At 73.6% G+C, this 23,044-nt stretch carries 11 protein-coding genes; 6 read left to right on the forward strand and 5 right to left on the reverse strand.

Translation table 11 applies throughout. The features are described from left to right. Window positions 1-3: 3 nt before the first annotated feature. Window positions 4-639, reverse strand: coding sequence for a response regulator (locus J4573_RS50965; RefSeq protein ID WP_208263706.1), 636 nt, complete (start codon window positions 637-639; stop codon window positions 4-6). Further along, window positions 639-5,522, reverse strand: coding sequence for a HAMP domain-containing protein (locus J4573_RS50970; protein ID WP_243774935.1), 4,884 nt, complete (start codon window positions 5,520-5,522; stop codon window positions 639-641). Before J4573_RS50970 ends, J4573_RS50965 begins: the two co-directional genes overlap by 1 nt. Window positions 5,523-5,624: 102 nt before the next feature. Here J4573_RS50970 and J4573_RS50975 point away from each other — a divergent pair, with 102 nt between their 5' ends. After that, window positions 5,625-7,988, forward strand: coding sequence for a SpoIIE family protein phosphatase (locus tag J4573_RS50975; RefSeq protein WP_208263707.1), 2,364 nt, complete (start codon window positions 5,625-5,627; stop codon window positions 7,986-7,988). 23 nt (window positions 7,989-8,011) lie between these two features. Here J4573_RS50975 and J4573_RS50980 read toward each other — a convergent pair whose 3' ends face one another. The 3 genes from J4573_RS50980 to J4573_RS50990 all read right to left on the reverse strand — a co-directional run bounded on the left by J4573_RS50980 (window position 8,012) and on the right by J4573_RS50990 (window position 13,352). Beyond that, complete coding sequence (locus J4573_RS50980) at window positions 8,012-8,992, reverse strand: AMP-binding protein (RefSeq protein WP_243774937.1); 981 nt, start codon at window positions 8,990-8,992, stop codon at window positions 8,012-8,014. A gap of 65 nt (window positions 8,993-9,057) precedes the next feature. Then, entirely contained in the window at window positions 9,058-10,662 is a 1,605-nt protein-coding gene (locus tag J4573_RS50985; protein WP_208263708.1) for an AMP-binding protein, read from the reverse strand. 122 nt (window positions 10,663-10,784) lie between these two features. Then, entirely contained in the window at window positions 10,785-13,352 is a 2,568-nt protein-coding gene (locus J4573_RS50990; protein WP_208263709.1) for a LuxR C-terminal-related transcriptional regulator, read from the reverse strand. Window positions 13,353-13,593: 241 nt separating this feature from the next. On the opposite strand from J4573_RS50990, the gene J4573_RS50995 reads away from it, so the two are divergent. The 5 genes from J4573_RS50995 to J4573_RS51015 are packed head-to-tail and all read left to right on the forward strand — an operon-like array spanning window position 13,594 to window position 23,043. Beyond that, window positions 13,594-14,817 carry a hypothetical protein gene (locus J4573_RS50995; RefSeq protein ID WP_208263710.1) on the forward strand — a complete coding sequence of 408 codons (1,224 nt, stop codon included), beginning with the start codon at window positions 13,594-13,596 and terminating at the stop codon, window positions 14,815-14,817. Beyond that, entirely contained in the window at window positions 14,814-15,812 is a 999-nt protein-coding gene (locus J4573_RS55020) for a hypothetical protein (RefSeq protein WP_243774938.1), read from the forward strand. Before J4573_RS50995 ends, J4573_RS55020 begins: the two co-directional genes overlap by 4 nt. Next, window positions 15,805-16,476 (forward strand): hypothetical protein, encoded by a 672-nt coding sequence (locus J4573_RS51005; protein WP_208263711.1) that lies wholly within the window; start codon window positions 15,805-15,807, stop codon window positions 16,474-16,476. The genes J4573_RS55020 and J4573_RS51005 overlap by 8 nt, the downstream gene beginning before the upstream one ends. Further along, the gene (locus J4573_RS51010; protein ID WP_208263712.1) at window positions 16,473-19,631 is read left to right on the forward strand and encodes a coiled-coil domain-containing protein; all 3,159 of its coding nucleotides are present in this window, start codon (window positions 16,473-16,475) and stop codon (window positions 19,629-19,631) included. The genes J4573_RS51005 and J4573_RS51010 overlap by 4 nt, the downstream gene beginning before the upstream one ends. A 19-nt stretch (window positions 19,632-19,650) precedes the next feature. Continuing rightward, window positions 19,651-23,043: a hypothetical protein gene (locus J4573_RS51015; protein ID WP_208263713.1), complete on the forward strand. Its 3,393-nt coding sequence runs from the start codon at window positions 19,651-19,653 to the stop codon at window positions 23,041-23,043. The last annotated feature ends 1 nt before the right edge of the window (window position 23,044 follow it).

A 23,044-nucleotide genomic window follows, 5' to 3' on the forward strand; every position in this document is an offset into this window, starting at 1 on the left:
CGGCTAGATCTCGCAGCCGAACAGCGCATCGTGGGCCGACCTCAGCCCGGCGACCTCCTCGTCGAGCCGGTCGAAGGCCTCCTTGGCCTCCACGTCGTCGATCCGGTCGGCGAGCGCCGACATCGCCTTGTGCACCGCCGCCATGTGCTCGTTCAGCGTGCTGACCAGGCCCGCGCCGTGCGCCAGGCCGGTCGAGGCGCCCGGGAACAGCCCGGTCAGGATCGCCGAGCGCTCGCGGGCGCGGCGGCGCTGCTCGTGCAGCTCGATGAAGATCTCCACCTTGGACCGCAGTACCCACGGGTCGAACGGCTTGACCAGGTAGTCCACCGCACCGACCGCGTAGCCGCGGAACGCCAGGTCCGGCTCGCTGCGCGCGGCGGTCAGGAAGATGATCGGGACGTCCTTGGTCCGGTCCTTGCGCTTGATGTGGTACGCGGTCTCGAAGCCGTCCATGTCCGGCATCACCACGTCCAGCAGGATCACCGCGAAGTCGTCGGCCATCAGTGCCCGCAGCGCGTCCTCCCCCGACCGCGCGGGCACGACGACCGCGTTCACGGTCTTCAGGATCGCGGTGAGCGCGATCAGGTTCTCCTCCTGGTCGTCCACCAGCAGGATCTTGGGCAGATGGGCCGAGTCCATCACTGCCGTCCCCCTTCGGCGTCTTCCCCGTCTTCCGATCTCACCTCTTGCCTCTCTTGTCCCTGCGGGCCCTCCTGGCCCTCCCGGGCGTCCCGGGCGTCCCGGCCCGGGTCCTGGTCCCCGTCCCCGCGTCCCTCGAGCCACTTGCGCATGACGTCGAAGAGGTGCTCGATCTCCACCGGCTTGGTGACGTAGTCCGACATGCCCGCGACCAGGCTCTTCTCCTGGTCTCCCTTCATCGCCTTGGCGGTGAGGGCCACGATCGGCAGCGCCGTGAACTGCGGCATCGCGCGGATCGCACGGGTGGTGGCGTAGCCGTCCATCTCCGGCATCATCACGTCCATGAAGACCAGCGAGATGTCGTCGTTGTTCTCCAGGCTCTCGATGCCCTTCTTGCCGTCGGCGGCGTAGAGCACCTTCAGGCCGGACCTCTCCAGCACCGTGCTGAGCGCGAACACGTTCCGTATGTCGTCGTCGATGATGAGGACCTTGCGGCCCTCGAACACCTCGTCCTGGGCGACGACCAGGCCGGGCTCGTCGAACTCGTCGCCGACGTGCACCCGGGCGGCGGGCTCCAGCGCGACCATCCCGCCGTCGGTGATCGCGGCCGGTGTCCCGCCCTCCTCCAGCTCGAACCGGCGCGGATGCGGGCTGCGCTCGGGCAGGTAGAGCACGAACGTGCTGCCGACGCCCGGCCGGCTGTCGGCGCGGATCTCGCCGCCGAGCAGCCCGGCGATCTCGCGGCAGATCGACAGCCCGAGGCCGGTGCCGCCGTACTTGCGGCTGGTGGTCCCGTCGGCCTGCTGGAACGCGTCGAAGATGACCTCCAGCTTGCCGGGCGGGATCCCGACGCCGGTGTCGGTGACGGTGAAGCCCACCACGCGCTCGGCCTGGTTCAGCGCCTCGATCGAGAAGTAGATGTCCTCGGCCAACCCGATCTCCAGCCGTACACCGCCCTCGGTGGTGAACTTGATGGCGTTGGACAGCAGGTTGCGGACGATCTGCTGGAGCCGCTGCTCGTCGGTGGACAGCACCGCGGGCAGGTCGTCGTTCATGACGACCTCGAACTCCAGGCCCTGCTCGACCGCGATGTGCCGGAAGGTGACGTTGACGTAGTCGACGAGCTTGGTGAGCGGGATCTCCTCCGGGTGGATCTCCATCTTGCCGGCCTCGATCTTGGACAGGTCGAGGATGTCGTCGATCAGCTGGAGCAGGTCGCGCCCGGCACCATAGATGGTGCGGGCGAACTGCACCTGCTCGGAGGTCAGGTTGCCGTCCGGGTTGGCCCACATCAGCTTGGCGAGCAGCAGCAGGCTGTTCAGCGGGGTGCGCAGCTCGTGCGACATGTTGGCCAGGAAGTTGGACTTGTAGCGCGAGGACAGGGCCAGCTGCTCGGCGCGTTCCTCCAGCGCCCGGCGGGCCTGCTCGATCTCGGTGTTCTGCACCTCGATCTCGCGGTTCTGCTGGGCCAGCAGCGCCGCCTTCTCCTCCAGCTCGGCGTTCGAGCGCCGCAGCTCGGCCTGCTGGCGCTGCAGCTCACCCGAGCGTTCCTGCAGCTCGCGGGTGAGGCGCTGGGACTCGCCGAGCAGCGCCTCGGTGCGGGCGTTGGCGATGATGGTGTTGATCGCCACGCCGATGGTGTGCACGAACTGGTCGAAGAAGGCCAGGTGCACGTCGCTGAACCGGCTGAACGCGGCCAGCTCGATCACGCCGAGCACCTCGTCCTCGAACACGATCGGCAGCACGACCACGCACGCCGGGGACGACTCCCCCAGGCCCGAGGAGATCTTGATGTAGTCGGGCGGGGTGTCGATGATGATGAGCCGCTTCTTCTCCACCGCCGCCTGGCCGACCAGACCCTGGCCGAACACGATCTCCTCGTTCAGCCGGCCCTGGCCGCGGTAGCCGTAACCGGCGATCAGCCGCAGCACCGGCTCGCCGCCGCTCTCGCGCTGGGCCAGGAAGAACGCGCCGTAGTGCGCGGTGACCAGCGGGGTCAGCTCGCTCAGGATCAGGCTGGCGACCTCGACCAGGTCGCGGTGGCCCTGCATGAGTCCCGCGATGCGGGCCAGGTTGCTCTCCAGCCAGTCCTTCGCGCGGGTGGTCTCGCGGAGGTTGGCCACCATCAGGTTGACGTTGTCCTTCAGCTCGGCGACCTCACCGCGCGCCTCGACCGCGATCGCGCGGGTCATGTCGCCGCGGGCGACGGCGCTGGCCACCTCGGCGATCGCGCGGACCTGGGTGGTCAGGTTTCCGGCGAGCTCGTTGACGTTGTCGGTGAGGTCCTTCCAGACCCCCGACGCGCCGGGCACCTGCGCCTGGCCGCCCAGCTCGCCCATGCTGCCGACCTCGCGGGCGACGCGGGTCACCTCGGAGGAGAACGCCTGCAGCGTGTCGACCATCGTGTTGATCGTCGTCTTCAGCTGCAGGATCTCGCCCTGCGCGTCGACGTCGATCTTCTTGGTCAGGTCGCCGTTCGCGACGGACGTGGTGACCTGGGCGATGTTGCGGACCTGGTAGGTCAGGTTGTTGGCCATCGCGTTGACGTTGTCGGTGAGGTCCTTCCAGACCCCCGACGCGCCGCGTACCTGCGCCTGGCCGCCCAGCTCGCCCTCGGTACCGACCTCGCGCGCCACGCGGGTCACCTCGTCGGCGAACGCCGAGAGCGTGTCGACCATCGTGTTGATGGTCGTCTTCAGCTGGAAGATCTCGCCGCGCGCGTCCACGGTGATCTTCTTGGTCAGGTCACCGCCCGCCACCGACGTCGCGACCTGGGCGATGTTGCGGACCTGGTTGGTGAGGTTGTTGGCCATGGAGTTGACGTTGTCGGTGAGGTCCTTCCAGACCCCCGACGCGCCGCGTACCTGCGCCTGGCCGCCCAGCCGTCCCTCCGTGCCGACCTCACGCGCCACGCGCGTGACCTCGTCGGCGAAGCCGGACAGCTGGTCGACCATCGTGTTGAGCGTGTCCTTCAGCTCCAGGATCTCGCCCTGCGCATCAACCGTGATCTTCTTCGACAGGTCACCGTCGGCCACCGCCTTGGTGATCTGCGCGATGTTGCGGACCTGGCTGGTCAGGTTGTTCGCCATCGAATTCACGTTGTCGGTGAGGTCCTTCCAGACCCCCGACACACCACGCACCTGCGCCTGACCGCCCAGCTCGCCCTCGGTACCGACCTCACGCGCCACACGGGTCACCTCGTCGGCGAAGCCCGAGAGCTGGTCGACCATCGTGTTGAGCGTGTCCTTCAGCTCCAGGATCTCGCCCTGCGCATCAACCGTGATCTTCTTCGACAGGTCACCGTCGGCCACCGCCTTGGTGATCTGCGCGATGTTGCGGACCTGGCTGGTCAGGTTGTTCGCCATCGAATTCACGTTGTCGGTGAGGTCCTTCCAGACCCCCGACACACCACGCACCTGCGCCTGGCCGCCCAGCCGTCCCTCCGTGCCGACCTCGCGGGCGACGCGCGTGACCTCCGAGGAGAACGCCGACAGCTGGTCGACCATCGTGTTGAGCGTGTCCTTCAGCTCCAGGATCTCGCCCTGGGCGTCCACGTCGATCTTCTTGGTGAGGTCGCCGTCGGCGACCGCCTTGGTGATCTGGGCGATGTTGCGGACCTGCGAGGTCAGGTTGTTGGCCATCGCGTTGACGTTGTCGGTCAGGTCCTTCCAGACGCCCGACACGCCCGTCACCTCGGCGCGCCCGCCCAGGTTGCCCTCGGTGCCGACCTCGCGCGCGACGCGGGTGACCTCGCCGGCGAACGCCGACAGCTGGTCCACCATCGTGTTGAGGGTGTCCTTCAGCTCCAGCAGCTCGCCCTTGACGTCAACGGTGATCTTCTGGCTCAGGTCGCCCTTGGCCACCGCCGTCGCCACCTGGGCGATGTTGCGCACCTGGTAGGTCAGGTTGCTGGCCATGACGTTCACCGACTCGGTGAGGTCCTTCCAGGTGCCGCTGACGCCGCGTACCTGCGCCTGGCCGCCCAGCCGCCCCTCGGTGCCGACCTCGCGCGCGACGCGGGTGACCTCGTCGGCGAACGCCGAGAGCTGGTCGACCATCGTGTTGACGGTGAGCTTCAGCTCCAGCATCTCGCCGGTCGCCTCGACCGTGACCTTGCGGGTCAGGTCGCCCTTGGCGACGGCGGTGGTCACCACGGCGATGTCGCGGACCTGGCCGGTGAGGCGGCCCGCCATGTCGTTCACGGCCTCGGTCACCTGCGCCCAGCTGCCGGTGAGGCCGCGCACCTTGGACTGGCCGCCGAGGCGACCCTCGGTGCCGAGCTCGCGCGCGACGCGGGTGACCTCGGAGGTGAACAGCGACAGCTGGTCGATCATCCGGTTGGCGGCCTTGGCCGGTCGGCGCAGGTCGCCGTGCAGGGCTCGGTTGCCGACCTCCAGGTCGGCGCGCTGCGACAGGTCGCCGGCGGCGACCGCCTCCAGGACGCGGGCCGTCGAGGTGAGCGGCGTGGTGATGATGTCCAGCAGCGTGTTGGCCGACTCGACGCTGGAGGTCCATTGGCCCGGGCCGGGGCTCGCGGCCAGCCGCTCGTCCAGCCGGCCCTCGCGCGTGACCTGGCGGCACACCCGGCCGAGCTCGTCGGCGATGTGCCGGTTGCGATCCAGGATCTGGCCGAGGACCTCGCCTATCTCGGCGAGCGTGCCGTCGTCGGGAGGGGCGTACCTGGGACGGAAGTCACCGTCCCGCATCGCCCTCAGCGCCTCCAGCAACGAGCGCAGCGCGGCCTCGTTGTCGACGCCTCCCGAGGGGGGACGACCCCCGGCACCCCCCGCCCCGACCGCGTCGGAATGAGGTGGCGGCTGGGCTTGCTCGGCGGCCCCTGATGAGGGCTGCTGGACTTGCGACTTGCTCGAGGTTGCACTCATTGGGCGGACCTTGCCAACTCGGCGTATCTGAGCCCGTTCATTCTGTCACTATGGCCTGAGGTTCACCTCGCGAATCAGCATGTTTCCCGCAGGGGGGTCATCGTGTCGGTTTCGCGAAGGTCCAGCGCCACGTATGTCCCCGAGAGCACCGCCGTGCCCGCCGCACGCGGGCTCGTCCGGCGGACGCTGCGCGCCTGGGGCCTTCCGTACGACCGTGTCGAGGACGCGGTCCTCATCGCCAGCGAGCTGGTGACCAACGCCGTCGTCCACGCCGGCACCGACGTGCGTCTGTCCTGCCTGCTGGACGCCGCGGGAACGATCCTGCGCGTCGAGGTGCGCGACGAGCTGCCGATGCGGCGCGTCGAAGAGCCGCACGGCGTGCACGCGCCCGGCTTGGACGGTGCGCAGGCCCATCTGTCCGACGGTCACCGTGGCCTGGTGCTCACCCATTCGCTGGCCGACTCGTGGGGCGTCACCTACTCCAAGACCAGCAAGACGGTGTGGTTCGAGTTCGAGGACGCCGCGAGCGAGCCGGTCGAGCCCGCGCCGACGGCCGCTCCTCCCCCGCCGATCGCGTTGCCGCCGCCGCAGCCCGGCCCCGCGACCGCGCCCGCGCCCGCCATGACCCAGCCCGCGCCCGCCGAGGTCACGACCCTCCCCATCGTCTCGGAACCGCCGGAGGTAGGCCTTTATCCCGCCGTGGCCGTGTCGCCAGGGATGCCCGCAACGGCGGCGACAGCGGCGCCGGCCGCGATGAGCGCGTCGCCCATGCTCGTGGCGCCGGGCGGCGCCGCGCCCGTCGCGCCCGCCGACGTGGCCCCCGAGGCGCCCGAACGGCTGCCCGCCGAGCGGATGTTCGACCACGTCGTGCAGTGGGCCCGCGCGTCCACCGGCGCCGACGTCGCCTACGTGCTGGTGTCGACCGAGGACGACGCGCTGGCCGTGCGCGCCACCGCCACCGCGGCCTCCGACGACCCGGCCGCGCCGGTCCCGCCCGAGGGCGCCGCGCTGCGTTCGCTGGACACGGCCCGCCTGGCCCTCGCCACGCACGAGGACGCGGGCATCGTGACGCCGTCCGTCGGCAGCCGCTTCCGGTCGCTGGCGACCGCGCCGCTCAAGGCGGGCGGCAAGCGGCTCGGGCTGGTGGTGGTGTCGGCGGAGGAGGCCGACCGGTTCGGCGCGGCCGACGTCGCCCGGCTGGAGTACGCCGCGACCTCGCTCGCGCCGGTGGTGGCGCGGGAACGGCAGGCCGCGGGTCAGCAGGGCTATCGCGGCTGGCTCGGCTTCCTGGCCGAGGCCAACGACCTGCTCGCCGGGACGCTCGACGAGAAGCTCGTGCTGGCGCTGGCCGCGCAGCTGTTCGTGCCCCGGATCGCGTCCTGGTGCGCGGTGTACCTCAGCGACCAGGGCGGCAAGGGCGTGCTCGCGCACATCTGGCACGCCGACGAGCAGCGCATCCGGCCGCTCCGCGAACTGCTGGAGTCGTGCCCGGCGCCCGGTGCGTTCCCCGTGCGCGAGCCACGGCGGTGGAACGCTCTGGACGTGCTCGGCCCGGCCGACCGTGCGATCAGCGGTCCCGAGGCGCTCGAGCTGCCGCTCGCCTGCCGCGAGCACCGGCTCGGCAGCATCGTGCTGGGCGCGCCGGACGACGGATCGTTCCGCCCCGAGCTGGCCCGGTTCGCCGAGGACCTGACCGACCGGTTCGCGCTGGCGCTGCTGAACGCCCGCCGCTACGGCGAGCAGGTCGCGGTCAGCCAGATCCTGCAGAGCAGCCTGCTGCCCGATCACCTGCCGCAGATCCCCGGGATCGATCACAGCATCGTCTACATGCCCGCCGGGCAGGACGCCAAGGCGGGCGGCGACTTCTACGACCTGTTCGCCGCCGGGCCGGAGCGCTGGCGCTTCATGCTCGGCGACGTGTGCGGGACGGGCGCGGCGGCGGCAGCGGTGACCGGGCTGGCCCGCCACACCCTGCGCGCGCTCGGCCGCGAGGGCCACAGCGCGGCCCGCGCCCTGGACCGGTTGAACGAGGCGATGCTCGACAGCACGGGCCCCAAGCTGCTCACGGCGGTGCACGGCGAGCTGGAGATGCTCGGCTCCGGCGGCGTACGGGTGTCAATGACGGTGGCGGGCCATCCGCTGCCGCTGCGGCTGCGCCCGGACGGCGTGGTGGAGCCCATCGGCGACTCGCAACTGCTGGTCGGCGCCGTCACCGATCCCGACTACCGGCTGGACTCGGTCGTGCTGGATCGCGGTGACGTGCTCCTGCTGGTGACCGACGGGATCACTGAACGCCGCCGCGGCTACGAGCAGCTCGATGACGACGACGGGCTGGCGCGACTGCTGTCGGAATGTACCGGCCTCACCGCGCGCGCCGTGAGCCTGCGCATCCAGGCCGCCGTCCGCGACTTCAGCACCGAGCCCCTGGACGACGACATGGCCATCCTCGTGCTGCGGGTGGAGTGACCCCGTTCAGTTCAGGCGAGCCGTCAATCCAGCGGCGAGACGGTCCAGCCGTTGCGCTCGCGGCAGGCGCGGACGATCTCGGGGTCGGGCGTCCCGGTGACCAGCAGCCGCATGCCGGGCTTGCGCACGGGGTCGTGGTCGTAGGTCAGCGCCCGCAGCTCGGCCGGGGTGACGACCGCGATCGTCGCCTCGTGCCGTTCGATGGCGTCGGCCAGCGGGCCCACCCCGGACCCGGCCGTCGCGGCGAACGTGGCGCCGTGCGTCAGGCACAGGTCGATCAGCCCGACCCAGGTCGCGACCGGCAGTTCGCGGCGGCCGCAGACCAGCACGTCGGACTCGCCCATCCCGACCGAGCCCGCCAGCCGGTAGAGATCGGCGAGGCGGTCGGCGTGGGTGAACTCCTCCGGCGGGTCGCACAGTCGCAGCGCCAGGTCGCCCAGCGGATCGATCCCCGCGTCCAGTGGTCCGGCCTCCCCCTCGGCGGCCGGTTCTCCGGACACGGATCTTCCCGCCGACACCAGGCGCGCGAACGGGGTCGCCCCCGGCGCCTCGCCGAACGCGAAGACCTGGCGTACATAGGAACGCTCGGTGGCGGCGAGCGACGCGGCCGCCGTCTCCCCGCCGGTGAGCAGGAAGCGCGCGCCGCAGTCGGTCATCATCCGGGCCAGCTCGCTCGCCGAGCCGCCGGGCGGCAGCGGCACTGGCACGGCGCCGGCGGCGGTCACGGTGTGCAGGGCGAGCGTGAAGTCGCAGGCGCCCTCCAGATGGATCGCGCCCACGTCGCCGGGCCGGACGCCGCGCCGCAGCAGCCCCGCGGCGGCCGCGGGCACGACCGCGGCGAGCCTGGAAAAGCCGAGCTCCTGGCGCGCGTCCCGGACGGCGGCACGGTCGCCGTGCCGGACGGCGTTCTCCCGGACGGCCCCGATGACCGTGCGGGTGACCGTCGCGTCGGAGACGGTCACCTGACCGGCCTCGTCGCTGAACATGCGGTCTCCCTCGAGCATGCCCCGACGGTACGTGCCCCGCAGGTACCGCCACATCATCAGGAATGTGTACGCGGGTGTGTAGCTCACTGCCTTCGATGGCTGCGCGGCGTGGGCGTGGTCGGCGGCGTGGGCGTGGTCGGCGGCGTGGGCGTGGTCGGCGGCGTGGGCGTCGGGTCGGCGCGCAGCCCGGCGCGTTCGAGCAGGGCGCGGCGCAGCACCCGGCCACTCGGCGACCGCGGGATCACGTCGACCTCGTGGACGGCGAGCACCGACCGGTAGGCCGGGACGTGCCCGTTGACGTAGGCGAGCAGGTCGTCGCCCGAGACCGGCTCGGCGAGCACGACGAAGGCGTGCGGCACCAGGCCGAGGTCGGGGTCGGGCGCGGGGGCGAGCACCGCGTCCCGCACGGCCGGGTGGGCGGCCAGCACCGCCTCCGGCTCGGCGGGCGGTTCGGGCCGTCCCTCGCCGAGGCGGCCGAGGATGAAGATGCGGCCGTGCTCGTCGGCGAACGCCGAGTCGCCCGTCGGCAGCCATCTGATCTTGCCCGTGCCGGCGACCGGCAGCCGCAGGCACAGCTCCCCGGCCTGGTAGGCGGGCTGGTCGGTGCCGGTGGCCGGGTCGACGACCCGCCAGGTCACGCCGGGCAGGCCGCGGCCGACCGAGTCGAACGTGCCCTCCTCGGCGGCGCGCAGGTTGAGGTGGGTGAGTCCGGAGGCCTCCGCCAGCCCGTACGCCTGGCGCACGGGGCAGCCGAGGCGGGTCGCACAGGCGCGGGCCACCTCCGCGCGCAGCGGGCCGCCGGTGCTGACCACCGCGCGCAGCGAGCGCAGGTTGTAGCGGGGCACGGCGCGGTCGAACGCGAGGATCTCGACCATGCGCGGCGGCACGAGCGCGACCGTCACCCGGTGGTCCTGGATGGCGCGCAGCTGGTCGTGCCGCCCGGCGCCCGACTGGGTGACGACGGTGGCGCCGAGCCGCAGCGCGGGGTTGAGGATCCCGTTCAGGCCGAGGACGTCGGCGAACGGCAGCGCGGAGAACACCACGTCGGACGAGCCGAGCATGCCCGCCTCGCCGAGCCGCACCAGGCCGCCGACCACGTCGGCGTGCGTGAGCGGGATCAGCCGCGCGGGGCCGGTGGTGCCGCGCGTGCAGGCCAGGATCGCGGCGTCGGCGGCGGGGCTGACGGCCAGCTCGGGCGCCGCCTCCCCGGTGTGGAGCAGGTCGAACGGCTCCACGTCGGGTTCGGCGCCGAAGCACAGGACCCGTTCGACGCCGGCGGACTTGGCCGCCTCCTGGGCGAGGTCGAGCAGCACCGGCCAGGTGATCAGGGCGGCGGCGCCCGCGGCGGCCATCAGCCGCCCGAGCTCCGGCGCGGGCACGGTCGGCCGCACCGGCAGCGGGACCGCGCCGGCGGCGATGACCGAGTGCAGGGCCACGGCGAACTCTGGGCTGTCGGGCAGGTAGAGCGCGATGACGGTGCCCGCGCCCAGTCCTTCCTTGACGAGCCCGGCGGCGGCCGATCCGACCGCCGCCGCGAGGTCGCCGTGGGACAGGGAGCGACCCGAGGTGGCGTCCACCAGCGCGGGGCGTTCACCCAGGTCGGGATCCGCACCCACCGCGCCGAAGACCGCCTGGGTCACGGTGACCGCGGGTACGGCGCCCACCGGTTCCGGACCTATGGAGATCATGGTGCGACGCTACGGGCGCCGGGGCGGCCCGCGCATGCACCGGAATGTGCATCCGGGGTCGTATCCCGCCGCCGCGCGGCGGGACGGGCATGTGTACGCACCTGACGCGGCGGCACGTCACATCACTCGTCCGGGATGTTCTCGACGGCCCAGGCGGCGACCTGGGCGCGCGAGGAGAAGCCGAGCTTGGTCAGGATGTTGGTGACGTGCCGGGCGACGGTCGCGGGGCTGATGACCAGTTCGTCGGCGATCCCCCGGTTGCTGAGCCCGCGCGCGACCAGCCGCACGATCTCGCGTTCGCGGGCGGTGAGCGTGCTCGGCGGTGTCACCGGCGTGGCCAGCGGCCGTCCGGTCTCGGGCCGCGGTCCCGGCTTGGCCTGTCCGTGCGGCTCGGTCTCCTCCGGCCGTTCGGGGCCTGCGGGAGAACGCGGCGCGGGGACCGCACCAGGCTCGGGGGCGCGCAGCGCGTAGCGGACGGCGTCGTCGGAGGAGGTCGCCAGCCCCTCGCCCCACAGCTGTGCCACCAGTGGCTCGCCGAGCCGTTTGCGGAGCGGCTCCAGGGTCGCCTCCAGCCGCGCGCCGGTCCCGGCCCGGCCGCCCGCCGCCTCGCGCAGCGCGTGCGCGGCGCCGCCGAGCGTGACGGCGCCACGGTCGTCGCCCTCGGCCGCCAGCAGCATGGCGAACGTCTCCAGGGCGCGGGCGACGTCGAGCCGGATGCCGCTCGCGCGGCTCAGCCCGATGCTGGCGGTGAGCGCCTCCCGGGCCGCCCGCAGGTCGCCCTGCTCCAGCGCGACCCGGCCGATCCCGGCGTGGGCGCGGGCCAGCTCGGGCCGGGCGTCGATCTCGTCCAGGATCGGCAGCACGTCGGTGTAGTGGGCGCGCGCGGCGGCCGGATCGCCGCGCAGCTCGGCGAGCCTGCCGAGGCCGATCAGCGCGGCCGAGGCGCCCCAGAGCTGCCCGATCTCCCGCATGGTCGCCAGCCCCGACTCCAGCAGTTCGCGCGCCTCCCGCAGCCTGCCGCGCCTGATCTGCAGGTAGCCGCGTGAGGTCAGCGAGTACGCGCGGTTCCACTCCTGGCCGGGGGCGGCGGCCAGGGCGTCGGCCTCGTCCAGCCGTTCGACCGCCTCGTTCAGGCGGCCGGCGCGGCTGAGCGACTCGGCCAGCGCGATCAGCGCGCTGGCCTCCATGAACGCGTCGTCGGCCTTGCGGCAGGGCTCGATCGCCTCGGAGGCGAACTCGCCCGCCTGGGAGTAATCGCGGGCGCCGATGCCCAGCTGCGCCCGGCTGGCCAGGGCCGGGCCGCGCACGTAGGCCGGGAGGTCGGCGCCCAGGGCCAGGAAGCGATCGGTCCACTCGGCCCATTCGGCGACGCGCCCGCGCACGATCCAATACGTGCGCAACGCGGTGCAGATCCGCAGCCCGGCCTCGATCTCACCACGTTCCAACGACCAGGCCAGGGCCGCCCTGACATTGCCGACCTCGACGTCGTAGCGGCGGAACAGCGCGATGCGCTCCGACCAGGGGCCGCGCCGTTCGGCCAGCGCGAGCTCGCCGTGCCGCTCGGCGATCTCCAGGATCGCGTCGCGGTGCCGGTCGTGGGCCGCCTCAGTCTCGCCCGCGGCGGTGAGCCGCTCGGCCGCGTACTGCCTGATGCTGTCCAGCTGCCGGAACCGCACCTCGCCCGCGACCTCACCGGCGATCGCGACCAGCGACTTGTCCACCAGGGCGGTCAACAGGTCCAGGATGTCCTCGGCGGGCAGCCCGTCCCCGGCGCACACCTGCTCGGCCTGGTCCAGGCTCCAGCCCGCGAAGACCGACAGCCGCCGCAGCAGCACCCGTTCGGGCTCGGACAGCAGCTCGTGGCTCCAGTCGATCGCGGCGCGCAGCGTGCGCTGGCGCAGCGGCGCGGTCCGGTCGCCGGTGCTGAGCAGCTTGAACCGGTCGGCGAGGCGGCCCGCGATCTGCTCGACCGACAGCACCCGGATCCGGGCGGCGGCCAGCTCCAGCGCCAGCGGCACCCCGTCCAGCGCCCGGCTGATCTCGCCGACCGCGTCCTCCACCCCGTCCGGGCCGCCGCGCGCGCCCGAGCCCGGCCCGGCGCCGGCGAACCCGGGGCGGATCGCGGCGGCGCGGGCCAGGAAGAGCTCGGCGCCCTCGGCGGGCTCCAGCGGCGGGACCCGCCACACGTTCTCCCCCGCCATCCGCAGCGGCTCGCGGCTGGTCGCCAGCACCCACAACCGCGGGCAGCGGGCCAGCAGCACCCGGGTGAGGTCGGCGCACTCGTCGACCAGGTGCTCGCAGTTGTCCAGCACGAGCAGCACCTCGCGCGGCCTCAGCGCGTCGGCGAGGGTGTCGGCCACCGGCCGGGTGTCCTCCTCGGCCACCCCCAGGACGGCCGCGGCCTTGCGCGGCACCTGGTCGAGCCCGTCGGGCGCCACGTCGGCGAGCTCGACGAACCACACGCCGTCGGGGTAGGAGCCCAGCAGCGAGTGCGCGACGTGCACCGCCAGCCGCGTCTTGCCGATGCCGCCCGGTCCGCACAGCGTCACCGCCCGTACCGACTCCAGCAGGTCGCGCAGGTCGGCCACGTCCCGTTCGCGGCCGACGAAGTCGTTCGGTTCGACGGGGAGGTTCGTGGCGGCGTTCGGATCGTCGTCAGCATGAGAGTCAGGAGCGTTCTGCAGTGTCATGCGCCCACATCTGTCGAAGGTCTGGCCCGTACATCCCCATGTGGTCACTGCGAGTTTGACATCCGCTACCGGGCACCGTCTCCGGTTTCCGGGTGTTGCCTATCTTCCTTCTCTTTACCCAGGCCGCGCCCAGGCCGCGCCCAGGCCGCGCCCGCTCCGGAACGAGCCGGACCCGCTCTGGAACACGCCGGAAGTGATCCGATTCCACCTTCGGGGCCTGGTGGCCGTACCGTGGTTCGCCGTGTCGGCTACCCCCGAGCAAGAGAGCGGCGACGCCCCCAGCCTTGACGACGTGCTGGTGGGCGAGGCCGTGCTGGGGGTCTACCGGCAGATGTTCGCCGCGCTGGCCCGCGACGGCGGCGCCGTGGTGGACGACCCGGAGCTGGTCGACGTGGCCGAGACGCTGCTGGCCGCGTTCGCCGACGCCGGGGAGGACGGGCTGAGCCGCGAGCAGATGCGCTACGTCTGCCGCCGCTATCCCAATGAGGTCTTCGAGAACCGCCTGCGCGTGCTGAAGGGCCTCGGCGCGATCCGCGAGGTGTTCCCCAAGCCCAACCAGCTGCGCTATCGAGCCTCGTTCACCAGCGTGGTCGGGCTGATGTTCGTCCGGCGGATGATGCTGGACGGCGGCCAGAGCGAGATGCACCGGCTGCTGGCCCTGGAGCAGCTGAACGTGGCCGACCCGCGGATGACCCCCGACCAGGCGCGGGCCGGGGCCGAGGGGCTGGCGCGGGCGTTCCGGCTGTGGAGCGTGGAGCTGCTCACGCTGACCAATGGAACGATCGAGGAGCTGCGCGAGCAGGCGCCCAAGCTGTGGGGCACCGAGGAGATCCTGATCCGGGCCGAGCGGCTGCACGGCGCGATCCTGCGGCGCTGGCCCCAGCTCGACCGCACCTGCACCGAATTGCGGGCGGCCATTTACGCCTATGGGGACGCGTCGCGACGCGCCGCGGCCCGGCTCTCGGACTCGGCCGGCACCACCCGCAACCTGACGCTGCTGCCGCCCGAGACCTGGCGGACGTTCGCCCGTACCGCCACCCGCGACGACCTGGCCGCCGTGCTGGACGGGTTCGTGTTCGACGCGGCCGCCCCCTGGCACGAGCCCGCCGCGGTGGTCACGGCGGTGGAGGACGGGCCGCGGGCGACCCCGCCGCGGCCTGCGCCGCCCCGCCCGTCGGTGCCCGACCACGGCCTGTCGGACGAGACCGGCGGGGACCGGGCCGCGCTGGAACGGCTCCGCGAGATCGCCGAGCAGGTGCTGCGGGGCCGCGACCGGGTCGCCGTCGAGGAGGTCCTGGACCGCGACTGGGTGGCCGGGCGCCGGATGCTCGCCGACCTGTCCTCGGTGCACCTGCACCCCGAGCTGCCCTACCGGCTGGTCTGGTCGGACGGACTGGCCGTACGCCCGGACGGCGCCCCCACCTGGATGTCCCCGGGCGTCTTCGAGAGGACCGGGCCGTCGTGAGCGAACCCCGCAGTGAACCCCGCGTGGAACCGGACGTGCTGGCGCGGGCGCGTGCCCGGGTGCTCGGCGCGCCGTCGATCCCGGTGTCGGAGCCGATCCCCGCCGGGATGACCGCGGCCTCCGACGACGCACGGGTCTGGCTGCTGCCCGCCTGGCCGGACGGCGCGACCCCGGCCGTTCTGGAGGACTACCAGACCGCCCCGATGCCGCTGGACCGGCCGGGGATGACGCGGCGCGTGCTGGCGGCGGCGCTGCGCTGCTGCTGGACGCGGCTGGACGACGCGCCCTGGCCGGGCGAGACCGCCACGGTCGCCGCCGTGCTGGAGGTCTACGCGGGCATGACGCGCGGCGACGCGGAGCTGGCCCGCCGCTGGGCGACCGGCGAGCTGCGGCGCCTGGCCGACACCGCCTGGCTGCTGCTGGACGAGGAGGCCGGAACGCTCCGGCCGGGCCCGCGCGTGGCGATGTGGGCCGACGACTCGCTGGCCTCCCTCCGCGACCTCCTGCGCCGCCTCCCCCAACCGCCCCAGCCCGAGCCCACCGCTGAAAAGCCCGCCACTGAAAAGCCTGCCGCCGAGCAGCCGCCGGCAGTCACGCCCGAGGCCGTTGCCGAGGAGCCCAAGGCCACCGCCGAAGAACCCGAGGCCACCGCCGAGGAGCCTCAGGCCGCGGCCGAGGCGCCCGAGGCCACCGCCGAAGAGCCCGAGGCCGTTGCCGAGGAGCCCCAGGCCACCACCGAGCAGCCCCAGGCCACCACCCAGGAGCCCCAGGCCACCACCGAGCAGCCCCAGGCCACCACCCAGGAGCCCCAGGCCACCACCGAGCAGCCCCGGGCCACAGCCCAGGAGCCCCAGGCCACCGCCGAGGAGGCCGAGAGCGCCACCGGGGAGCCCCCGGCTGCGGCCGGGAAGCCCCAGGCCACCGCCCGGGAGCCCGAAGGCGCCGCCGAGGAGCCTCGGGCCACCATCGGGGAGGTCGAGGCTGCCGGTGAGTGAGCTGTTCGAGCGGCTGCTGCGGCCGTACGACGAGAAGCGGCGCGCCGAGCTGGTGGCGGCCTACATGGCCGTCGAGCACGCGGCCGAGCCGGTGCCCGAGGTGCGCTTCCCGGCGCTGCGCGAGCCCGCGCTGCGCCGGACGATCGAGGGCATGCTCGGGCTGACCGGCCGGACGCTGATCCGGTCGGCGCAGGCCGAGTGGATCTCCGGCTACCGCGACGACGTGACGGCCGGGCTCGGCGCCGACCCGCAGGTCGCGCTGCCGGTCGAGGAACGCGCCGTGCTCGTGCTGGTGCTGATCCACTCGGTGGCGATCCTGCGCGCGGCCGGGCTGCTCGGCGACGACTCGTGGCTGTCCACCTACCCCACGCCGATGGAGGAGCTGCGGCGCCGTTCGCAGCTGCCCATCGGAGAGCTGGAGGCGGCGCTGCGGCGGCTGCGCGCGGCGGGGCTGGTGTCGCAGGTCAAGGCGGGCGCCGAGGAGGCGGGCGGCTTCGTGCCGGGGCCGCAGTTCCATCGGCTCACCGACGCGGCGCGGCGCCGCCTGCAGGAAGAGCTGATCCTGGCCGCCGGGCCGGACTCGCCGCTGGCCGCGGCGATCCGCGCCCGCAGGCGCGGCACGGTGCAGGTTCGGACAGTGCACGATCGGGGGGAGACGACATGACCGCGGTTCTTGATCCTTTGGTGCCGGCGCCCGCGCGCGGCGGCGCCGACAGCGAGAACGTCGTCGGCGCCCGCACCCTGATCGCCATCCAGGCCGTCAACATCTCCCGGCTGTCCACCCATCCGGTGCCGACCGTGCCGGGGACGCTGATCGTGGTGGCCGGGCAGGGTCCCAAGGACTCCAACGGCGCGGGCAAGTCCTCGTTCATCGCCTCGATCACCGCGCTGCTCGGCGACGAGCAGTGGCGGTTCGCCTCGGGCGCGCGGGCGGTCGCCGAGCTGCTGTTCAACGCCGAGCTGGCCGCCCAGGGCGAGAACCAGTGGGCCAGCGCCGACCACGGCTACATCGTCGGGGTCTTCGATTTCTCCGAGGAGAACGAGCGGCCCGAGGGCGAGGGGCCGGTCACGATCTGGCTGCGGGTGAACGCGGACGCGCCGCACCTGGAGATCCGCTGGCGGCACGGCGTGCACCTGGCGGCGGCGCCGTCGGAGGCCGAGCGGGTGTCGCTCGCCGACCGGCGCTGGGCCGAGCTGCCGCGCAGCGCCGGGCGCCGCGACCTGGTCGCCAAGGACCTGAGCCGGGTGCTGTACGGCGGCCAGGTGCGCTGCGTGTCGTTCCTGTCGACCTCGGTGCGGTCCAAGGTCGCCACCAACCTGCTGTCGCAGCCGCTGAACGAGATCAGCCCGGAACGGATCTTCAGCGCGATCGCCGCGCTGACCGGCCTGGACCGGGAGCTGGAGGCCGAGCGCAAGTCGCGGGCCGAGGAGCACCGGGAGCGTGCCAAGGCCGCCGAGGCGATCGCGCGGCTCACCGAGTGGGAGCGCGAGGCGGCGTCGCTGCTGAAGACGTTCGACCGCCGCGACCGGGCCCGTGACGAGGTCGCGGGCGCGCTGCGGCACTGGCGGACCCGGCAGGCCCGGATGCTGGTGGACGCCGCCGAGGCCGACGCGGCGCACGCCGCCGAGCAGGAACGCCTCCACGAGGAGACCGCCGAGGCCGTCGCCGCGATCCGGGCCGCCGAACGCGAGGTCGAGCAGCTCACCGGCGGCGCGCTGGACGCGCAGCTCGGCGAGGCGGGCTCGGCGCTCGCCGACCTCAAGGGCCAGGCCGACAAGCTCGGCGCCGACAAGGCCGTCGCGCGCAACCGCCTAGAGGAGCTGCGCCGTCAGGTGTCCTCCCTGGAGGACCGGCAGCGCGAGGCCGACGGGCGCGACGAGGCGGCGGCGGGCAAGGAGCTGGCCGAGGCCGAGGGACGCCGCGACGAGGCGCAGCAGGAGTTCGGGATGGCCAGGGGCGCGGTGGCCCGGGCCGAACGCGCGCTCACCGAGGCCGAGGCGGGCGAGAGCAGCGCGCCCGCGCAGATCCGCGCGCTGGCGGGCGCCGGGATCGCCGCGGTCGGCCTGCTGGACGCGGTCGAGCTGGCCGAGGACGTGCGCGAACGCTGGGAGGCCGCGCTCTGGCCGTACCGCGAGGCGGTCGTGGTCGGGTCCGGCGACCTGGAGACCGCGGCCGGGGCGCTGCGTTCGCTGCCCGGCTCGATGATCGTTCCGGCGGACGGCGATCTGGACCCCGATGGCAAGCCGCTGGACGGGCATCCAGAGGGCGTGAACTGCGGGCTGCCGCTCGGCCGCTTCTTCGCGGCCCTGGAGGGCGGCGACGGTACGGGCGTGGTGATCGTGGGCGGCTTCCCCGAGGCGATGACCGGCCGGGTCGCACGCGTCCAGGCCGCGCGGGCCGCGCTGGAGGCGTCCAAGGAGGCGCTGGAGGAGGCCAGGCAGCGTACCGCCGACACCGCCGCCGACGTCGCGCAGGCGCAGCGACGCCTGGCGGGCGCGCGGGCCGCCGCCGAGCTGGAGCTGGTCCGTGAGAAGATGACCGGCCTGCGCGAGCAGCTGGAGGAGCTGGCGGGCAGCGAGTCCAAGCTCGGCCCGCGCCTGGGCTCGGCCGAGCAGACGCTGCGCCGCCTGCAGGCCAAGGCCGACACGCGCGCCCTGGAGGTCGACCGGCTGCGCGGGCGCCGCGAGGGCCACGAACGCGAACGGGACCGGATCCGCGGCAAGTCCGCCGAACTGGCCGACCGCCGCAACGCCCTCGAGCTGGAAAGCCTGGAGCGGGAGTGGGGCGGCTCGCGCGACGGCGCCGCCGAGTGGCTGGACGCCCTCGACGAGGACGAGCGGACCTGGACGCCCGACGAGTGGTGGCACAACGCCGAGAAGCACCTTTCGGAGGCGCTGCGGCGCGTGTTCCCCGACGGCGTCTCCGACGAGGACATGCCCGAGGAGGTCCGCTTCCTGCTGACCGAACGCGCCGAGGGCGAGGGCCGCCGCACCGACCGCGAGCGCGCCACGTTCCCCCGCCTGGTCAAGGCGCTGGAGGCCTACCTGCGCCAGCAGGAGGACTACGAGCGCCACCAGCGGCGGCAGATCGAGGTGCAGCTGTCGGCCCGCCGCGCCGACCTGGACAAGGCCCAGAAGGGCGCCGACGAGGCCGCCGGCGCGGCCGAGGCGCACCGCACCGCCCTCACCGCCGCGATCCGGGCCCGGCTGGCGCGGGTCTCGGAGGAGTTCGAGAAGCTCGACGTCGCCTACGGCGGCTACGGCGCGACGCTGGAGTTCCCGACGCCCGAGCCGCCCGGCGACCCCGAGCAGGAGTGGCGCTGGCGGGTCACCCCCAAGTGGCGGCGATCGGACGGCCAGCGGTACGTGCCCTACAACCGGCGCGCCAACACCGCGCTCATGGACGAGAAGGCGGTGAAGCTGGTCTGCGCCGCGGCGCTGGCCAGCTCCGGCGGCGGCCGGCTCTGCCTCGTCCTGGACGAGCTGGGCCGCAACCTCGGCAAGGAGCACCGCAAGGAGGCCGTCGCCCTCTTCCGCAAGATCGGCGAGACGCACGGCATCACGGTCATCGGCGCCCTGCAGGACGACATGGAGCCGTACGCCATCGACGCCTGCGGCCAGTACGTGAAGCTGCGCCGCTCGTCCGACACCATGGCCTACAACGAGCCGCCGGTCGTGGTCGGCTACGACGAGCACGAGCCCCGCGTACGGCTGCTGGCCCAGCAGATCAGCGAGTCGCGCCCGGACGTCGAGACGGACGCCGGCGCGGGCGTGGAGACCGACTCGCAGGCCGATATCGAGGTGACCCCGGCCCCCTGATCGGGCAGGATGCGGGGCCATGCGCGTCGAGGAACTGCTGGCCGAGATCGAGCCGCTGTCGCATGGTGAGCGGTGCCGCAGGCTGGCCCTGCACGTCGGCCGAGGCCTGCTGTCGGACCAGCTCGCGACGGACCAGCTCACGACGGACCAGCCCGCGACGGACCAGCCCGTGTCAGACGAGCTCGCCGAACTGGGCGCGCTCGGCTACTACGAGCGCTCGCTCGCCCTCCTGATCGCGTCGGCGGCCAAGAACCGGCCCGCACTGGAGCACCTGGCGGCGGCCATGCGCGACCCGGCCGCCGACCTCGCGCAGGCGGCGATCAGCTGGTCGGCGCGGCTCGGCGTCGGGGTGGAGGCGTTCGCCGCCCTGCTGGACGACGCGCCCGCCGCCACCCGTACCGCCGCCTACCGCGCGATCCGGCGCTGGCGGCGCGCCGACCTGGCCGAGGCGCTGATCGAACGGGTCGCCGGGCGGTGGGGCGAGGCCGAGGCCGCCGCGCTGCTGCCCGCGTGCAGTGAGGACGTCGCCCGCGAACGGCTCGGCGCGCTCTCGCACGCCGTGCCCAACTGGAAGTCGTTCGGGCGCGCCCACCCCGGCCTCATGCTCGACCACGCCGACGCCGAGCTCGCCTCGCTCCCGGCCGCCACGCAGCGGTTCTGGTGGTGGCACGCGCCGGGGATCGCGGCGGCCATCCCGTACGACCCGAGCCGGGTCATCGGGCTGCTGGAGCGGCACTGGACGGAAGGTCCCGTACCGCAGGCGATCGAGCCGCACCTCGGCGTGCTCATGGACGCCGACCCGCAGCGCGTGCTCCGGCTGCTGCTCGCCGAGAGCCACCGGCCCTACCTCTCGCTGCGGCGCCGCTCGCTCAGGGAACGGATCGCCAGGCTGGACGAGGCGGACATCGCCGAGGTCGCACGGGCCGTCCGCTCCGACGACTACGCACTGCTGCTCCTGCTCAAGGTGTTCCCGCCGAGCCGCCGGGAGCGGATCTTCGAGCTGGCGATGGACGGCATCGACCTGAGCACCGCCGAGCTCGACGAGGCCCTGCTCAACGTGCTGCCCGCCGGCCTGCGGACCGCGCACGCACGGCGGATGCTGAGGCTGCGCCGCGTGGCCGAGACCCCGCACACCTACTGGCGGACGCAGTCGTTCCTGCCGTTCGACGAGGCGCTGCCCGTGCTCGGGGCGGTCACCCGGCGGCAGGACGCCGACGAGCGCGCGAGCGGCTACGCCGACCTGATCGCGTGCGCGGGCCGCAGCCGCGACCCGCAGATGTTGACGCGGCTCTTCGACGCTCTCGGCAGGCTCCGCAACGAGCAGGACCCGGTGCGTTCGATCGCCCTGGGAGCGCTGGCGCGGATCCCGGGCCAGGCGATCCGGGTGGAGCACGGCGAGGCGTTCCTCCGGCTGACCGATGACGCTCTGGCAGCCCGCGACTGCTCGTACGCGACCCGCGACGCCCTCGGCGCCATCGCCCGCCAGATCTGCCTCCAGGGCGCGATCCGCAATGATCATGAGCTGCTGGCGGTCGGCCTCGACATGATCACCAAGCTCACCGGGCATGTCGAGCACATCGGGTTCGGCCGCCTGGACACCGTGCTGCGGCGCGGCTCCGAGCACGACCTGGTGCGGGCGCTCGCGCCGCGCCTGGCCAAGTCGGGCAAGCGCGGCAACCACCGGCTGGCGCTCAACCTCGCCCGCGCCCTCGGCCGTCGCGCGTACGACGTTCCGGCGCTGCAGGAGGCGCTCGAGGTCGCGACCGGGGTCAAGGACACGAGCATCGCCAAGATCGCGATCTCGCTGTGGCTCGCCGCGCCCCGCACGCGCGCCGAGCGCGTGGCGGTCCTGCTCCAGCGGGACGCCTCGGCGGTGACGCTCTCGGACGTCCTCGCCGTCGTCGCGACCGACCGCACCGACCTGCTGAGCTCGGCCGCCCTGGCCGGGACCTCGCCGGAGGGGCGCTTCTGGCGGCCGAACGTGGTGTTCGTCCCGTCGGCGCAGCGCGCCTGGATGCGCCGCTGGACCGCCCGCCAGCGCGCGGACTACCTGCTGCTCCAGCATCTGGTGGCGCGGGACGAGGGCACGACCTCGTCGCGGCGCGGCGAGGCGGTCCGTGCGATCGGTGAGGTCCCCGGCATCGGCGCCGAGGAGCTGCGGCCCTATCTCGGCGACGACGAGTTGCGCCGCATCGCGCTGACCGCCGCGCCCTGGATCGCCACCCCGCAGGACATGCTGCCGGAGTTGCTGCAGGCCGCCTCTGGCGACGACGCGCACGTCTCGGTCTACGCCGCCACCCGCGCGGCCCGGTTCGTTCCGCCGAGCGCGCTGGCCGCCCACCTCGGCCCGGTGATGACCGACGGCAAGATCACGGCGCGCAAGGAGGCGCTGCGGATCCTGCTGCACAACCGCGTCCCGGACGCGATGACGCTGATCGCCGCCGCCTGGGACGACCCCGGCCAGCACCGTGACGTCCGCGCCGCCATCGCCTCCGCCCTACGGACCCGGCTGGGCGACCCGGAGGCGATGCGCATCCTGACCGAGGCGGCGAACGGCCCGCGCGACGTGGCCCGCCAGGTCGTCGGCACCTCGCCGATCTACGTGGAGGAGCGCCACCGCGACGCCTACGCCGCGTTGGTCCTGGAGGTCGCCCGTTCGGCCGACCCGGAGGCCCGCGAGGTGGCGCTGCCCGCGCTCCCCGCGTGGGCACCGTGGGCGCCCGAGGCGCCGACCGTGCTGGCGTCCCTGGTCACCGACCTGGACGTGACCCACTGGCGTCCCGCCCTCGACGCCCTGGTCGCCTGCGCGGCCAACGGCTCGGGCACCGCCGACCTGGCGTCGGCCGCGTCCACGCTCGCCACCGCCTCCACCTCCGCCTCCGAGCCCGACGCCGAGGAAGAACGCGACATCCCGGCGTCCCAGCGTCTCGCGGCCCTGGTCGAGGCCACCCTGACCCGCGCCGCGGGCAACCGTGAGGCCGCCGAGCCCGCGATCCGCGCGCTGGACGACCGGCTTCCCGAGCCCCTCGCGTCCGAGCTGCTGGCCGCCACGATCCGCTGGCAGAACGCCGCGGACAAGATCGACGCACTCGCCGCCCGCGACATGGGCGGCGTCCTGGCCATCTCCCGCGTCGCCGGCTTCCTCGCGTACGGGCCGAACGGCGAGGAGCCCGACTGGATGCCCTGCACACCGATCGGCGCGCCCGAGCCCGAGGACGTGCTCCCCCACGCCGTCCGCCTGGCCTCCCGCGGCGACCTGCCGGGCGGGCTCTTCGCCTGCGCCCTGGCCGGTCACCACGGCGAGGCGGCGGGATGGCCCGAGGAGTGGCGGGCCGTCCTCCGCGGGCTGCGCGCCCACTCCCACCCGGACGTCGTCTTCGCCGCCCGGGCCGTTCTGACGGCCGAGGAGTGAC

The sequence above is a fragment of the Actinomadura barringtoniae genome (genome assembly GCF_017573505.1).
GTDB lineage: Bacteria > Actinomycetota > Actinomycetes > Streptosporangiales > Streptosporangiaceae > Spirillospora > Spirillospora barringtoniae.